The organism is Bordetella genomosp. 9 (assembly GCF_002119725.1).
In the GTDB taxonomy this organism is placed as follows: domain Bacteria; phylum Pseudomonadota; class Gammaproteobacteria; order Burkholderiales; family Burkholderiaceae_B; genus Bordetella_C.
The window spans coordinates 1,189,314-1,204,149 of the sequence record NZ_CP021109.1 but is presented as its reverse complement, the minus strand read 5'-3'; the positions used below and the strand labels follow the sequence as shown (position 1 = coordinate 1,204,149).

Below are 14,836 nucleotides of genomic sequence, written 5' to 3'. Positions count from 1 at the left end.
CCTTTTCATTCCCCCGCCTCTTTGCGCTCCGGTTGCTGACGCGGCGGAGGAGGTTCCCAGAAGAAATCGGCGGTGTACTGGTACCGGTCTTCCCGGAAAAAATTATCCGTCCACCGGACCGGGCGCCCATCCTGAAGGTAGGTGCGCGCCCTGACATGCATGACCGGGTCGCCCAGGCCGATCTTCAGCAGATCCGCTACATGCTTGTCGGCACGAGCGATAGACACCGCATGCTCGCTTTTGGCCACTTTCAGACCGAAGTCATTCCACATGATGTCGTGCAGACTGCGATGGGGAAACTGATCGATGGCGGTCTGCATAATGGGAGGCAAATAGCTTTCCACCACCGAGAGTGGTTCTCCCTCTAGAAAATGCACGCGTACAAGCTTGAGAAGTTCGTCGCCTTCCTTCAGTTTCAGGAAGTCGGCAATCTGGCCTCGCACAGACACAAGTTGCACCGACTCCACGCGCGGCTGGCTGTCCAGCGTCGCATGCAACGGATCGGACAAACTGCTGACATATTTGGTGCGCGCCGGTTCGCCGACCCGCCGCGTGCCGACGCCGCGACGGCTGCTCAAAAGGCCTTCTCTTTTCAATTGGCTGAGCGCATGCCGGACGGTGGTGCGGCTTACGCCGAATTCCTGGCACAAAGCCTGCTCCGTCGCCAGGTGGTTGCCATGTCCCCATTCCCCGGCTTCGATCCTTCGGCGCAATACCTGCGCAATCTGGTGGTAAATCGGCACGCCGGCCGATAAGCTATGAGTCGACATAATCAGATTTAATCTACAAACCATGCCGCAAAAAAACTCGACGAGCGGCTCGGACCGAGCTCCCGCATTTGACAACACTGGGCAGAAGGCCGCGGCTTTCTCTGACTTCTGCGGCGTACCGGTTATCGACGTCGGACCATTAATCCGGCCCGGAAGCCGAACCGCGATGCTGGCCGTCATGCGGCAAATCCGGGAAGCATGCAACGATAACCGATTGTTTTACCTCGCCGGCCACGGCATCTCCCCCGGGCTGTTGCGGGCAGTCTACCTGTCCTCCGCGCATTTTTTCTTGCTGGATGCGAAATTCAAAAACATCATTTGTTCCGCCTCGGATGGCCGAGGCTATTTGGCGGACAAACGCGGTATTTTCAAGCAAGCGGCACTCGCCTCTTCCGAGCCCATATATGCGGCGGCGGACACCGGGCCTTTTCGGTACGGATGGAACAAAGGCGGCCCGGCGGCCCCAATGGCGGCGAAGAGGCCGTGCGCCCGGTCGACCGGCGCACTCGTGGAACGTTACTACCGGGAAATATTCGCGCTGTGCCGCAATCTGCTCAAAGGCTGCGCGATTGCCCAGGGCAAACCGGCGGACGCTTTCCGTGGCCTGTACCGGCACCCGGTCCTTTACGCGCGCTTGCAGCAATATGGCGGCGAGGACAAAGGGCTGGGTATCCGGGGCGAGCGGCACGACCAGCTCGTCATTTTGTGGGGAGAGAAACTGCCAAATATCGACATTCGGTTTCCCTCGGATGGACACGGCCAGGAAGACGGCGCCGGGATCGCCTGGGCCGGCCCATGGGTATTGCGCGTCGGCGACATCATGGCACGCTGGTCCAATGATCTGCTCGTAGCGGGGCCGCATCTGGCGACGACGCGCGGCGGGCGCGCACGCTATTGCGTCCCGGTGTTTTTCGACGAAGGCGAAAGGCCTGCCCTGATTCTTCGCAAAAAGTCCGCCGAAACCGGGCCTCCGGGCAGGCTTCACCTGATCCAATGACCACCGGCGGCTCGCCCCCTGAATGCGGCCGGCTGCGTTTGTCGGCATTATCGAACGCCGCTGAATAATGGGAATAATGACGGGGTGGACGGTGTTGGGGCTCGCATTCGGAGGAAACAGTACGCGCTGCCCGCTTGGCTATTCTCCAAATAAATTGCGCTGGATTACGTCCAGATGTTCCGCCATCAGCGCCGCCGCCAACGCGGCGTCCCGGTCCCGCAGCGCGTTGACGATGGCGCGATGCTGCCGTTCATATTCCGCACGCCGCGCCGGCGTCAGTGAATGGCGTTTCAATGTGCCCCAGTCGCCCTGCTCGCGCACGCGGTTCATCAGTTCAAGTATTTGCGTGAAAAAGGCGTTATGCGTAGCAACGGCAAAGGCTTGGTGGAGGGCCCCGTCCCAATGCTCGAAGGCTTCGATCGTCGCGGCTGCTTCCGCCTGCTCCAGGCAATGCGCCATACGGGCGAAATCCGCCGCCGTTGCGTTGCGCGCGATCATGGACGGCAACAAAGGCTCTATGAGCCGGCGGGCCTGCATCAGCTCCGCCGGGCTGACGTGCGTAGACGCGCCCGGGACTGGCGCCTGTTTTGCCATGGAGCCGGCTTGAGCGCATACGAAAGTGCCGCTGCCTGCGGATCGCCTGATCAGGCCGCGCTCGGCCAATGTCGACAACACGCGGCGGACCGTGCCGCGCGAGGCGCCAAAGCGCTCGCTCAGTTCCCTTTCGGGCGGCAACTTCACCCCAGGGCCCAGGCGACCGCCCAGGATCTCTGACTGCAGATGGTGCAGCAAAGTTTTGGCGCCGGGCGCCCGCACCCCGGTAGCGCCCGGGTCGGATGTATTGCTCGTATTGTCCATGGGCGGCAAGCTTAGAGAACCAGTACCAATTGGTCAATGTATGCCCATTCTGACTTGCCGTACCGGCCCTATTGGTTCTACAGTAGCCCCTCTTCAACCAGGGAGCCGTCATGAAATTCGCCCAGCTTCTCTATCGGGACCAACGCATCGTCGCCGTGGTCGACGGCGAAAACCGCCAGTTTTGGCCTGTATCCGATTTGGCGCCGGGCTTTTCCGGCGATATGGTCCAGTTGGTTCAGGATTACGACGGCCTGCGGCATAGCCTCGCGCCCAAAGGCGAGGGCACCCCCCTGGATCGGGCAAAAGTGCTTGCACCTATCGAGCAGCCTCGCCGCAACATATTCTGCGTCGGCAAGAACTATCACGAGCACGCTGCGGAGTTCAGCAAATCCGGATTCGACAGCAGCGCCAAGGAAGGCGAGCATGCGCCCGAAGCCCCCGTGGTGTTCACGAAGGCCTACAACACCGTCATCGGCCCGGGCGACAAGATCCCGCCGCACAGCGAGGTAACGCAGCAGCTGGACTATGAGGCGGAGCTCGCGGTGGTGATCGGGAAGGCCGGCCGCGGCATCAAAAAGGCGGACGCCTTCGCCCACGTGTTCGGCTACACCATCGTCAACGATTTCACCGCGCGGGATTTGCAGAAGCGCCACCGGCAGTGGTTCCTTGGCAAGTCCCTGGACGGTTTCTGCCCCATGGGGCCTTATGTCGTGACCGCCGACGCCTTGGACGCCACACAATTGGACGTCAAATGCTGGGTCAACGGGGAACTGCGCCAGAACGCCAACACGTCGCTTCTGATTTTCGACATCCCGACCCTGATCGAAACGATCTCGGCCGGCATCGAGCTCAAGCCCGGCGACGTCATCGCGACCGGCACCCCGGCCGGCGTGGGTATCGGCTTCAATCCGCCCAGGTTCGTCAAATCGGGCGATGTCATCCGCATCGAAATCCAGGGCATCGGGGTGCTCGAGAACGCGGTGGCGTGAGGGGCCTGCCGGCGCCGCTCTATTTGCGCATCAAGCGCCGCATGGCCAGCGCCGCGGCGCCGCCGATGACCAGGGTGAACAGGACCGCCGCCACGGCGAGAATGGGCGCCTGATCGGCGATATCGCTTCCGACCGTGGCGAGCAGCACCCAGCCGCCGTTGAATATCGCCAGCACGGCGCAGCCGGCGAGCGTCGTGCGCAACCGTGCTGCCCGAGCGCAAAATGCGCCGCCCAGAATGGCGATGGCCACTACCGTGGCCATGCCCCAGAACAGGTTTTCATACGCCATCGCACTGCCGCCGGACCGGAAAAACGGCAGTGTACGGCAATCAATTGCGGGAATATTCAGGCTCGCCGTTGTAGCGCACGCCGCGGATACCCTGGAACAGCAGACGGCAGCTGCGCTCGGCTTCATCCTGCGAAGTAAAGGTGCGGCCGCCAGCCATGGGCCAGCACTTTTCCGGGGCATTCACGCCTATCTTGCGGGTCCACACCTGAACACGGTATTTCCGATCGCCCTCTGCCGCCACCGCGCAACGCACACGAAAGCCATTGACCGTTCGAGTTTCCATGCGAACCTCCCTGCTGTTGGGTCCGACGCCGGGCTGGCGCTCGGTTGAGCGGCATTGTGCCGCTGCCTGTAGAAGCCTTTATTGCGGCTGCGAAACAAGGAGAGATAAAGTTTTTCAGAATGCGTACGGCTGGGCGGGGGCGTTCAACATTGGCGCGGCTTCCCCCGGGGAGTTTGAAACCTATTGTTAAAACAGAACCGGCGGACGGGGCCGCCGCATCTGTTTCACCCGATTTCCTCTGCTCGGCTTTCCCCGGGGGCCGGGACTCCACATCAATCCACGTATCCACAAATTCACACACCGCAACGCCGCCGATGTAGCGGATTGTCGCCTTTTGCCCCTGGAGGCCGACAGCGCCCGGTCAGCTTTTGCCGGACAATAGAGGCGTCGATTTCCATCGCTGCCCAGGCAGCAAAGCGCAGGTGCAATTATGAAAAAACGTTGGATAGTCTGTGGTTTGGGCGCCGCCGCTCTGATCGTCTCGGGCGCCGCGATGGCGCGCGTGGATGTGGGCATTTCCATCGGCGTGCCGCCGGTTATCGTGGGCGGCCCGGTCTATGCAGCGCCCGCGCCGGTCTACGTGCCGCCCCCCGCGCCCGTTTATGTCGCCCCGCCGCCGGTAATCGTGGCGCCGCGGCCGGTCTACATGGCGCCCCGTCCGTACTACTACCCCGGCCCGTACTACCACGGCGGCCCGCGCCACCACCACGGCGATTGGAAGCACCATGGCCGAGGCCATCGCGACCACTGACCGCATCCCTGCGCCGCCCCGCGCTGAGCCTTCAGAGCCGGGGCGGACGCGGTCACAAGCCGCAATACGCGGCTGAATCGAAAAGCCTCCCCGCCGTCAGGGCCGCAATTCCGAGACGCCGCCCATATAGGGGCGCAGCGCCTCCGGCACGATGACGCTGCCGTCGGCTTGTTGGTAGTTTTCCAGCACGGCCACCATCGCCCGGCCCACGGCCAGGCCCGATCCATTGAGCGTGTGCACGTACTCCGGTTTGCCCTGCGCATTCCGGAAACGCCCCTGCATGCGGCGCGCCTGGAAGTTCTCGCAGTTGGACACGGACGAAATCTCGCGCCACGTATTCTGCGCCGGCAGCCATACTTCGAGATCGTAGGTCTTGGCCGAATTGAAACCCATATCGCCGGTGCAAAGCAGCACCACCCGGTACGGCAAGCCGAGCAACTGCAGCACGCGCTCAGCGTGGCCGACCATCTCGTCCAGCGCAGCGTAAGACGTATCGGGGTGCACGATCTGCACCATTTCCACCTTGTCGAACTGGTGCTGGCGGATCATGCCCCGCGTATCGCGCCCGCCGCTGCCGGCTTCCGAGCGGAAGCAAGGCGTATGGGCCGTGAGTTTCATCGGCAGATCGGCCTCTGCCAGGATCGCGTCGCGGGCCACGCTGGTCAGCGTGACTTCCGAGGTGGAGATCAGGTACTGGTCTTCCCCGGGACCGTCATCGGCGCCGCCCTTGGTCACCCAGAACATATCGTCCTTGAATTTGGGCAGCTGGCCTACGCCGTACAGCGTGGACCCATTGACGATGTACGGCGTATAGCATTCCGTGTAGCCATGCTGGCCCGTGTGCAGGTCCAGCATGAACTGCGCCAGCGCGCGATGCAGGCGCGCGGCCGGCCCACGCATGAAGGAAAACCGCGCGCCCGACAGCTTCGCCGCCATGTCGAAATCCAGGCCCAGCGGTTCCCCGATCGCCACGTGATCGCGGGGTTCGAAAGGCAAGGGCGCGGGATTGCCATCCTGGCCGGCGGCGCCGGGCAGCCAGCGCCGCACTTCGACGTTGTCTTCGCTGGACGCGCCGACCGGCACGCTGGGATGCGGCAGATTCGGCACGACGCGCAGCAGTTCGGTCAGCGACTCCTGGATCCCAGCCAGCTCTTCTTCCAGCTGCTTCAGACGCGCCGGCAGGGCCTGCGATTCCGCCATCACGGCGCTCGCGTCTTCGCCCTTGGCCTTCAACTGGCCGATCTGCTTGGCCAGCGCGTTACGGCGCGCCTGCAAGGACTCGGTTTCCGTCTGCACGGACTTGCGGCGGGATTCCAGCGCGTTGAAGCGCTCGGTATCGAATTGCACGCCACGGGTCTTGAGCCGGTCGACGACGGTTTGCAGGTCTTTGCGCAGCAGGGTTGGGTCAAGCATGTTTTTCTCGAGGAAACGCCGGGCCGCCCCGGGCCGCCCCTGTAACAGGCGGGCCCGGCGTGGCCCCGCCCTGGGGGCACTCTAAGGCGAGGTTTGCGGATGGCAGGGGGCGGTGTCGCGCCCCTACCGCTTGCCGGACTTGGCCTGCGCGTCCAGTTCGCGCAGGAAGGCCAGCTTCTGCTGGATTTTAGCTTCCAGGCCGCGGTCGGTCGGCTGGTAGAAGGTGGCGTCGACGCCGTCGGGAAAATAACGTTCGCCTGCCGCATAGCCATGAGGTTCGTCATGAGCATAGCGATAGGCGCGGCCGTGCCCGAGTTGCTTCATCAGTTTCGTGGGCGCGTTGCGCAGATGCATGGGGACCGGCGCGCTGCCATTCTGCTCGGCGAAGCGACGTGCCGCGTTGTACGCGTTGTACAAGGCATTGGATTTGGCGGCGCAGGCCAGGTAGACGACTGCCTGCGCCAGGGCCAGCTCGCCTTCCGGCGAACCCAGGCGTTCGTAGATGTCCGCGCCATTGAGCGCGATCTCGGTGGCGCGCGGGTCGGCCAGGCCGATGTCTTCAATGGCCATGCGGACGATGCGGCGCGCCAGATAGCGGGGATCGGCGCCGCCGTCGAGCATGCGCGCGAACCAGTACAGCGCGGCATCCGGGTCCGAGCCCCGCACGGATTTGTGCAAGGCGCTGATCTGGTCATAGAAGGCGTCGCCCCCCTTGTCGAAACGGCGCAGATTCTGCGACAGCGCGGTTTCCAGCCATTCGGCATCGACCGTATCGCGATTGGCCGCCCGTGCGGATTCGGCCACCACCTCCACTGCGTTGATCAGGCGGCGGGCGTCGCCATCGGCCCATCCCGCCAATTGTTCACGCGCGGTGTCGTCGAAACGCATCGCGTGGTCGGGTGATGCCGTGGCATTCAACTCCGCGAGCGCGCGGTCGATCAACTGCATCAACTCATCGCGGGTGAGCGATTGCAGCACGTAGACGCGCGCGCGGGACAGAAGCGCGGAATTCACCTCGAAGGACGGGTTCTCCGTGGTGGCGCCGATGAAGGTGAACAGGCCGCTTTCCACATACGGCAGAAACGCGTCCTGCTGCGCCTTGTTGAAACGGTGCACTTCGTCGACGAACAGGATGGTGCGGCGCCCCTGTCCCTGGGCCACCTGGGCGGAGGCCACGGCGTCGCGGATGTCCTTGACTCCGCCCAGCACCGCCGAAATAGCGATGAAGTGGGCATCGAAGCCGTCGGCCATCAGGCGCGCCAGGGTGGTCTTGCCCACGCCCGGCGGACCCCAGAAGATCATCGAATGGGGCCGGCCGGACGCGAAGGCCACGCGTAGCGGCTTGCCCTCGCCCAACAGATGGGATTGCCCCACCACGTCGGCCAGGGAACGCGGACGCAGCCGTTCCGCCAGCGGGATGTGCGCGCGTTGCGCCGGGTCGGCGGCGAACAGATCGTTGCTCATTTGAAATATGGGGTAAATCGAGCGGCTATTACACCAGATATGGGGGCTTCGCCCCCCGCGCGCAATGCGGGACGGAAGGCGATCCCGGACGGTGCCATACGGGAAATCCCTGGCTGGCGGTCTGTAAATAATTTTCAGGATAATGGCTCAAACGAAATTGCACGGTAAAAATTTTCAGTCATGGCAGACGCTCCCGTTTCCTATCCTCCCCTGGACCCCGTCGGGAAAGGGCTTGGGGCCCTGTCCTCCGGCTGTATGGCCGCCCAGGCCGCGGGCCTGGGCTGGAATCTGCTGGCCGAGGACGTTTCGCTGCCCGCCGCCGTGCTTTACGAATCCCGGGTGCGCCACAACCTGTCGTGGATGCAGGCTTTCATGCAGGCCTATGGCGTGCAGCTGGCGCCGCACGGCAAGACCACCATGAGTCCTGCCCTTTTTCACCGGCAGCTCGCGGGCGGCGCCTGGGGCATCACGCTTGCCACCGCGCCGCAGGTGAACGCGGCCTACCGCCACGGCGTGCGCCGCATCCTCATGGCGAACCAGCTCGTCGGCCGCGCCAATATGGCGCTGATTGCGGAAATGCTGGCCGACCCGGGCTTCGAATTCTGCTGCCTGGTGGACGACCCCGCCAACGTCGCGGCCCTGGGGCGTTTTTTCGCGGAAAGCGGCCGCACGTTGCGGGTGCTCGTGGAGCTTGGGGTGCCGGGCGGCCGCACCGGCGTGCGCGACGACGCCGCGCTGCAGTCGGTGGTGGACGAAGCGGCCCGCTGGCCGCAATCGCTGGCGCTGGCGGGCGTGGAAGTGTACGAAGGCGTGCTCTCCGAGGAGGCTGCCATCCGCGATTTCCTGCGCCGGGCGGTCTCGACCCTGCGCGGCTTGCAGACGCAGGGCCGTCTTGCGCCCGACGGCGCCGCCATTCTTACGGGCGCCGGCTCGGCATGGTTCGACGTGGTGGCGCAGGAGTTCTCCGGTCTGGACATCGGGCGCCCGCTGGACATCGTGCTGCGCCCCGGCTGCTACCTGAGTCACGACGTGGGCATCTATCGCGGCGCCGCCGAGCGCATCGGCCGCGACAACGACGTGGCGCGCGACATGGCCCCTGGCCTGCTGCCGGCGCTGCAGGTCTGGGCCTACGTGCAGTCGCTGCCGGAGCCCGGCCGCGCCATCATCGGCATGGGCAAGCGCGACGCGGCCTTCGATGCCGGCCTGCCCGTCCCCAGCCGCCACTATCGTCCAGGGGCGCTGGCGCCAGGCCAGGCGCCGGCCGGCTGGGAAATCACCGCGATGATGGACCAGCATGCGTTCATGCGCATCGCCCCCGGCGACGACATCCGCGTGGGCGACATGATCGCCTTCGATATTTCCCACCCCTGCCTGACCTTCGACAAATGGAAGCAGGTGCTGCTGGTGGACGACGACTATCGCGTGATCGATATCGCGCAGACCTTTTTCTGATCCTGCAGTAACCGCCCGGCGGCGTCGGCCGTCCTGAACCTTTGTCTGGAGCACGCTCGATGAACTCACTGGTTTCCCGTCGCCGCGACGGGCTGAAAACCCTGCTGGCCGCCGCCGCGATCGGCATGGCGGCGCTGGCCGGTTCCGCGCACGCCGCGCCCGTCAAGGGCGGCACCATTTCCGTGGCCACGATCGGCGAACCCCCCACGCTGGACCCCATGTCGAGCACCGCTGACCTGGTCGGCATCATCACCCAGCACATCTACGAGACGCTGTACACCTTCGATGCGAAGTGGAACGTGACGCCCCTGCTGGCGCAATCCCTGCCGACGGTCAGCGCCGATGGACTGACCGTGACGATTCCCCTGCGCGCGGACGTGACTTTCCACGATGGCAGCAAAATGAGCGTGGATGACGTCGTTGCGTCGCTGCAGCGCTGGACAACCACGGCCTCGCGCGGCAAGCAGACCGCCCCGCTGATCAAGGCCATCGAGGCCGCCGGCGACCATACGGTCCGCATCGTCCTGACCCAGCCCTACGCGCCCCTGACCGCGCTGCTGGCAATGAACAACGGCGCCGCGGTGATCATGCCCAAGAGCAAAATCGGCGCCTCGATCACGGAATACATCGGCACCGGCCCGTACATGGTCAAGGCGCGGGTGCCGGATCAGTATCTGCAGCTGGTCCGCTATCCCGGCTACAAGCGCCGCGAGGGCGAGCCGGACGGCTACGGCGGCGCCCGCATGCAGTACCTGGACGAGATCCGATTCGTGCCCGTGCCCAACGCCAACACGCGCGTGGAAAGCGCCGTCGCCGGCCAATACGACTATGTCGACGCCATCCCGGTCGAATCCGCCGGCAAGCTGAAATCCGGCGCCTCGCAGCCGGTGCTGCTCAAACCCTTCGGCTGGCCCCGCCTGGTGATGAATACCCGGCAAGGCATCATGTCGAACGTGAAAATGCGCCAGGCCGTGCAAATGGCGCTGAACGAAGAAGACATGCTGGCCGCCGCTTTCGGCAGCCCCGATTACTACGCCGTGGACGGCGCCATGTATCCCAAAGGCTATCCGTGGCACACCGACGCGGGCACCAAGGTCTACAACAAGGCCGACCTGGAGGGCGCCAAGAAGCTGATCAAGGAGTCCGGCAGCAGCGAGCGCACCATCCGCATCCTGACGAGCCAGCAGTACGAGTTCCACTACAAGATGGCCCTTGTCGCCGCCGAGTATTTGAAGCAGGCTGGCTTCAAGGTGGACATGCAGGTCGTCGACTGGGCCACGCTGACGCAGCGCCGCCAGGATCCTGCCCTGTGGGACATCTTCATTACGCACAGCCCCTTCCTGCCGGAGCCGGCGCTGATCGACTTCCCTTCGAAAACCTCGCCCGGATGGTGGGACACCCCGCGCCGCAACGAGGCGCTGGACAAGTTCAACCGGGCCGCCAGCCAGGAAGAACGCGTGAAGCGCTGGGCCGACGTGCAGCAGGTCATCTTCGACGAGGTGCCCTTCATCAAGGTAGGCGACTTCAATGCCGTGGCCGCCAAGTCGCCCGGCCTGGAGGGCGTGACGCCGGCGCCGTGGCCGTACTTCTGGAACGCCTGGAAGGCGTCGAAGTAACCGGCTTATCGAGGATTCCCCGTGCTGTCCTATCTGTTCAACCGCCTGCTCGGCCTGGTCGCCGTCATGTTCCTGGTGGCCACGATCGTATTCGTGATCATCCGCGTCACACCCGGCGACCCGGCGGCCGTCATGCTCGGCCCCGAGGCCAGCCAGCAGGACGTCGCCGCGCTGCGCACGCGGCTGGGGCTGGACCAGCCTCTGCCCGTGCAATACGCAACCTGGCTCGGCCAACTGGCCCGGGGCGACCTGGGCCAGTCCATCTTTCTCGACAAGCCCGTGCTGTCCGCGCTGGCCGATCGGGCAGAGCCGACGTTCTGGCTGACCCTGATGTCGTTGATCATCGCCACGCTGATCGCCCTGCCCGTGGGGATTCTGTCGGCGGTCAAGCGCGGGACCGCGCTCGACCAGTCCGTGTTGAGCTTCTCCATGTTTACTTCGAGCGTGCCCAGCTTCTGGCTTGGCCTGCTGCTGATGCAGGTGTTCGCCGTCAAGCTGGGATGGCTGCCGGTGTCGGGATACGGCGGACCCGGGGCGTCGTTCGGCACGCGGCTGAGCCATCTGGTGCTCCCCGCCGTGGTGCTGGGCCTGGTCAATTCGGCGCTGATCACGCGTTTCATCCGGGCCAGCATGCTCGATGTTCTGCGCGACGATTACGTGCGCACCGCGCGCGCCAAGGGCCTGACCGAGCGCAAGGTCATCCTCAAGCACGCGGTGCGCAATGCCCTGATTCCCATCCTGACTGTCATCGGCCTGACCACGGCCCTGCTCGTCAGCGGCGCGGTCGTCACGGAGACGGTCTTCGGCCTGCCCGGCGTCGGCAGTCTGGTGGTGTCGGCTGTCCTGCGGCGCGACTACCCCGTGATCCAGGGCGCGCTGCTCGTCGTGGCAGCCATCTATGTGCTGATCAACCTTCTCATCGACCTGCTCTATCTGCTGGTCGACCCTCGGGTGCGCTACTGATGTCCATCGCCATTGTTTCGCAGTCCGGCGGCGAGCGCTGGCAGATCCTGCGCCTGCTCGTTTCCCGCAAGACGGTGCTTCTGAGCCTGCTGGTGCTGGTGGTGCTGGTGGGCGCCGCGGTGCTGGCGCCCCTGGTCAGCCCCTACGACCCCTACAAGCTATCCATAGTCAACCGGCTGAAGCCGCCCAGCGCGGCGCACTGGTTCGGCACCGACGATTTCGGCCGCGATGTGTTCAGCCGCGTCATCTACGGCGGCCGCCTGTCGCTGACCGTGGGCTTCGCCGTGGTGATCCTGTCCAGCGTCCTCGGCATCGCGCTGGGCTTGATCGCGGGCTTTTTCCGCCGCGCCGACAAGTTCGTTTCGCGGCTGATCGACGCCATGATGGCGTTCCCGGACATCCTGCTGGCGATTTCGCTGGTGGCGGCCCTGGGCCCTTCCGTGGTCAACGTGGTGATTGCTTTGGGCATCGTCTACACGCCGCGGCTTGCGCGCATCGTGCGCGCGTCGACCCTGGTGATCCGCGAGCTGCCTTTCGTCGAAGCCGCGCGCGCCCTCGGGGTGCCCACACGGCGGATCGTCGCAGTGCACGTGCTGCGCAATCTTGTGTCCCCCATCCTGGTCCAGGGCACGTTCATCTTTGCCTACGCCATCCTGGCCGAGGCCGGGCTGTCCTTCCTGGGCGTCGGCGTATCGCCCGACATCCCGACCTGGGGGACGATGATCAATGCGGGCCAGCAGTACATGGGTTCGGCGGACTGGATCATGATTTTTCCCGGCATCGCGATCGTGCTGTCGGTGTTGTCCCTGCAGCTGGTGGGCGACGGTCTGCGAGATGTGCTGGACCCGCGCCTGCGCAAGGAGTTGTGACATGACGGCAAGCGCACGCGATGTCGTGCTGTCCGTGGAAGGACTCAAGACCTGGTTTCATAGCCGCGACGGCGTCGCCAAGTCCGTGGACGGCGTCACCTTCGATCTGGCGCGCGCTGAAACGCTGGCCATCGTGGGGGAATCCGGCTCGGGCAAATCCGTGACCAGCCTGTCCATCATGGGACTGCTGCCCAAGCCCGCGGGACGCATCGAGGCCGGCCGCATCCTGTTCCGCGACCGTGGCGGCAGGGAACACGACCTGGCGCGGGCGCCGGCGGCCCGCATGCGGGATATCCGCGGCAAGGAGATCGCCATGATCTTCCAGGAGCCGATGACCAGCCTGAATCCGCTGTACACCGTCGGCGACCAGATTGCCGAAGCGGTGCTCCAGCACGAAGGCGGTTCGCGGGCGGCGGCGCTTGCCCGCGCGCGCGAGATGCTGGAACGCGTCGAGATTCCCGCCGCCGCGCGGCGCGTGCACGAGTACCCGCACCAAATGTCGGGCGGCATGCGCCAGCGCGTCATGATCGCCTTGGCGCTGGCCTGCAATCCGTCCGTGCTGATCGCCGATGAACCGACTACCGCGCTGGACGTCACGGTGCAGGCGCAGATCCTGGACCTGCTGCGCCGGCTGCAGGCGGAGCTCGGCATGAGCATTCTCTTCATCACGCACAATCTGGGCGTGGTTGCGGAGATCGCCCATCGGGTCGCCGTCATGTACGCCGGCCGCGTGGTGGAGGACGCCAATGTCTACGATCTGTTCGAGCGGCCCAGCCACCCCTATACGCGCGGACTGCTGTCGTGCATTCCCACGGACGCCCTGCTCGCCAGCGGCGAGCGCCTGCGCGCGATACCGGGCAACGTGCCGAGCGTGACGGCCCTGCCCGCCGGCTGCACCTTCGCGCCGCGCTGCGATATGGCGATCGATGCCTGCACCCGCGGAGTGCCCGAACTGGCCGCCGTGCGGGGCAGCCACCGCGCCCGCTGCATCCGGGTCGTTCCCGAAACCCGCGTCACGGACGCCCAGCACATTCCGCAATGACCGATACCGCCACGAATTCCGCCACCATGACCGAGGCCAAGGCCGCCATCATGAACGACGCCCCGGCAACGACGCAGGATGAGGCTGCCCGGGCGCCCCTGCTCAGCGTCCACGATCTGCGCGTGCACTTCCCCACGTCGAGCCGGCGCGGCGCGCCCGTCGTCAAGGCGGTTGACGGCGTCAGTTTCGACGTGCCGCGCAACACCATCGTCGGGCTGGTCGGTGAATCGGGTTCGGGCAAGACCACGACGGGGCGTGCGCTGCTGCGGCTGCTGGCCGCCACCAGCGGCCGCATCGTCTTCGACGGCACGGACCTGAGCAGGCTGGACGAAGCGGCCATGCTGCCCTGGCGCCGGCGCATGCAGATCGTGTTCCAGGATCCCTACGCCAGCCTGAATCCGCGCATGACCGTGGCGGAGATTCTGGGCGAAGCGTTGGATACGCACGGGCTGGCGCGGGATCGCCGATCCGAACGCATTGCGGAATTGCTGACCCGCGTCGGATTGAACGCGGACCATGCCCGGCGTTATCCGCACGAGTTTTCCGGCGGGCAGCGCCAGCGCATCGGCATCGCCCGCGCGCTCGCCGTCGAACCGGAGTTCATCGTCGCCGACGAGCCGGTTTCCGCGCTCGATGTGTCGGTGCAGGCGCAGGTGCTGAACCTGCTGCAGGACCTGCAGCGCGACCTGGGACTGGCCATGCTTTTCGTGGCGCACGACCTGGCGGTCGTGAATTACCTGTGCGACGAAGTCGTGGTGCTCTATCTTGGCCGCGTGATGGAGCGCGGCCCCACGCGCCGGGTCTATGCGGCCCCTCGGCATCCGTATACTCGCGCCCTGTTGTCCGCCGCCCCCGTGCCGGATCCGCGCGCGCCGCGCCAGCGCATCCTGCTCAAGGGCGACATCCCCAGTCCGGTGGATCCGCCGTCCGGCTGCGTGTTCCGCACGCGCTGCCCGCACGCCATCGAGGCTTGCGCCCAGATCGTGCCGGAACCCGAACCGGTGGGCGGCGGCCAGTCGGTAGCCTGTCTGCGCGCCGCCGAACTCGCGTGAAGCGCGCGAGCGCATCTTCCAGCACCAA

At 65.3% G+C, this 14,836-nt stretch carries 15 protein-coding genes; 9 read left to right on the top strand and 6 right to left on the bottom strand.

Annotated features, from left to right (window positions below; translation table 11 throughout):
- Nucleotides 1-5 precede the first annotated feature (5 nt).
- Complete coding sequence (locus tag CAL13_RS21145) at nt 6-950, bottom strand: GntR family transcriptional regulator (RefSeq protein WP_157664808.1); 945 nt, start codon at nt 948-950, stop codon at nt 6-8.
- Between CAL13_RS21145 and CAL13_RS05600 the strand changes: the two genes are divergently transcribed.
- Nucleotides 937-1,767 (top strand): 2-oxoglutarate and iron-dependent oxygenase domain-containing protein, encoded by an 831-nt coding sequence (locus CAL13_RS05600; protein WP_232467771.1) that lies wholly within the window; start codon nt 937-939, stop codon nt 1,765-1,767. The two genes, CAL13_RS21145 and CAL13_RS05600, sit on opposite strands and share 14 nt — an antisense overlap.
- Nucleotides 1,768-1,905: 138 nt before the next feature.
- Here CAL13_RS05600 and CAL13_RS05595 read toward each other — a convergent pair whose 3' ends face one another.
- Entirely contained in the window at nt 1,906-2,625 is a 720-nt protein-coding gene (locus tag CAL13_RS05595) for a FadR/GntR family transcriptional regulator (protein ID WP_086071771.1), read from the bottom strand.
- Between the two features lie 110 nt (nt 2,626-2,735).
- On the opposite strand from CAL13_RS05595, the gene CAL13_RS05590 reads away from it, so the two are divergent.
- Complete coding sequence (locus tag CAL13_RS05590) at nt 2,736-3,614, top strand: fumarylacetoacetate hydrolase family protein (RefSeq protein WP_086071770.1); 879 nt, start codon at nt 2,736-2,738, stop codon at nt 3,612-3,614.
- 19 nt (nt 3,615-3,633) lie between these two features.
- Here CAL13_RS05590 and CAL13_RS05585 read toward each other — a convergent pair whose 3' ends face one another.
- On the bottom strand, nt 3,634-3,903 hold the full coding sequence (locus CAL13_RS05585; RefSeq protein ID WP_086071769.1) for a hypothetical protein: 270 nt from the start codon (nt 3,901-3,903) through the stop codon (nt 3,634-3,636).
- A 40-nt stretch (nt 3,904-3,943) separates the two neighbouring features.
- Nucleotides 3,944-4,186, bottom strand: coding sequence for a hypothetical protein (locus tag CAL13_RS05580; RefSeq protein ID WP_086056486.1), 243 nt, complete (start codon nt 4,184-4,186; stop codon nt 3,944-3,946).
- Between the two features lie 430 nt (nt 4,187-4,616).
- Here CAL13_RS05580 and CAL13_RS05575 point away from each other — a divergent pair, with 430 nt between their 5' ends.
- Entirely contained in the window at nt 4,617-4,937 is a 321-nt protein-coding gene (locus tag CAL13_RS05575; RefSeq protein WP_086071768.1) for a hypothetical protein, read from the top strand.
- 96 nt (nt 4,938-5,033) lie between these two features.
- Here CAL13_RS05575 and serS read toward each other — a convergent pair whose 3' ends face one another.
- The gene (serS, locus tag CAL13_RS05570) at nt 5,034-6,350 is read right to left on the bottom strand and encodes a serine--tRNA ligase (RefSeq protein WP_086056484.1); all 1,317 of its coding nucleotides are present in this window, start codon (nt 6,348-6,350) and stop codon (nt 5,034-5,036) included.
- 123 nt (nt 6,351-6,473) lie between these two features.
- Entirely contained in the window at nt 6,474-7,814 is a 1,341-nt protein-coding gene (locus CAL13_RS05565; RefSeq protein ID WP_086056483.1) for a replication-associated recombination protein A, read from the bottom strand.
- Nucleotides 7,815-7,994: 180 nt separating this feature from the next.
- On the opposite strand from CAL13_RS05565, the gene CAL13_RS05560 reads away from it, so the two are divergent.
- The 6 genes from CAL13_RS05560 to CAL13_RS05535 are packed head-to-tail and all read left to right on the top strand — an operon-like array spanning nt 7,995 to nt 14,808.
- On the top strand, nt 7,995-9,266 hold the full coding sequence (locus CAL13_RS05560; RefSeq protein ID WP_086071767.1) for an amino acid deaminase: 1,272 nt from the start codon (nt 7,995-7,997) through the stop codon (nt 9,264-9,266).
- Between the two features lie 59 nt (nt 9,267-9,325).
- Complete coding sequence (locus tag CAL13_RS05555; RefSeq protein ID WP_086071766.1) at nt 9,326-10,882, top strand: ABC transporter substrate-binding protein; 1,557 nt, start codon at nt 9,326-9,328, stop codon at nt 10,880-10,882.
- A gap of 21 nt (nt 10,883-10,903) precedes the next feature.
- The gene (locus tag CAL13_RS05550) at nt 10,904-11,845 is read left to right on the top strand and encodes an ABC transporter permease (RefSeq protein ID WP_086056480.1); all 942 of its coding nucleotides are present in this window, start codon (nt 10,904-10,906) and stop codon (nt 11,843-11,845) included.
- A complete protein-coding gene (locus CAL13_RS05545; RefSeq protein ID WP_086056479.1) occupies nt 11,845-12,714 on the top strand; it encodes an ABC transporter permease in 870 nt (289 codons plus the stop codon). Before CAL13_RS05550 ends, CAL13_RS05545 begins: the two co-directional genes overlap by 1 nt.
- Before the next feature lies 1 nt (nt 12,715).
- Nucleotides 12,716-13,756 (top strand): ABC transporter ATP-binding protein, encoded by a 1,041-nt coding sequence (locus CAL13_RS05540; RefSeq protein WP_086071765.1) that lies wholly within the window; start codon nt 12,716-12,718, stop codon nt 13,754-13,756.
- A gap of 26 nt (nt 13,757-13,782) precedes the next feature.
- Nucleotides 13,783-14,808: an ABC transporter ATP-binding protein gene (locus CAL13_RS05535; protein WP_420042437.1), complete on the top strand. Its 1,026-nt coding sequence runs from the start codon at nt 13,783-13,785 to the stop codon at nt 14,806-14,808.
- The last annotated feature ends 28 nt before the right edge of the window (nt 14,809-14,836 follow it).

Coding starts and splice junctions, on each gene's coding strand:
- CAL13_RS05600 (WP_232467771.1), top strand. CDS start 937: ATGCTGGCCGTCATGCGGCAAATCCGGGAAGCATGCAACGATAACCGA.
- CAL13_RS21145 (WP_157664808.1), bottom strand. CDS start 950: ATGACGGCCAGCATCGCGGTTCGGCTTCCGGGCCGGATTAATGGTCCG.
- CAL13_RS05595 (WP_086071771.1), bottom strand. CDS start 2,625: ATGGACAATACGAGCAATACATCCGACCCGGGCGCTACCGGGGTGCGG.
- CAL13_RS05590 (WP_086071770.1), top strand. CDS start 2,736: ATGAAATTCGCCCAGCTTCTCTATCGGGACCAACGCATCGTCGCCGTG.
- CAL13_RS05585 (WP_086071769.1), bottom strand. CDS start 3,903: ATGGCGTATGAAAACCTGTTCTGGGGCATGGCCACGGTAGTGGCCATC.
- CAL13_RS05580 (WP_086056486.1), bottom strand. CDS start 4,186: ATGGAAACTCGAACGGTCAATGGCTTTCGTGTGCGTTGCGCGGTGGCG.
- CAL13_RS05575 (WP_086071768.1), top strand. CDS start 4,617: ATGAAAAAACGTTGGATAGTCTGTGGTTTGGGCGCCGCCGCTCTGATC.
- serS (WP_086056484.1), bottom strand. CDS start 6,350: ATGCTTGACCCAACCCTGCTGCGCAAAGACCTGCAAACCGTCGTCGAC.
- CAL13_RS05565 (WP_086056483.1), bottom strand. CDS start 7,814: ATGAGCAACGATCTGTTCGCCGCCGACCCGGCGCAACGCGCGCACATC.
- CAL13_RS05560 (WP_086071767.1), top strand. CDS start 7,995: ATGGCAGACGCTCCCGTTTCCTATCCTCCCCTGGACCCCGTCGGGAAA.
- CAL13_RS05555 (WP_086071766.1), top strand. CDS start 9,326: ATGAACTCACTGGTTTCCCGTCGCCGCGACGGGCTGAAAACCCTGCTG.
- CAL13_RS05545 (WP_086056479.1), top strand. CDS start 11,845: ATGTCCATCGCCATTGTTTCGCAGTCCGGCGGCGAGCGCTGGCAGATC.
- CAL13_RS05540 (WP_086071765.1), top strand. CDS start 12,716: ATGACGGCAAGCGCACGCGATGTCGTGCTGTCCGTGGAAGGACTCAAG.
- CAL13_RS05535 (WP_420042437.1), top strand. CDS start 13,783: ATGACCGAGGCCAAGGCCGCCATCATGAACGACGCCCCGGCAACGACG.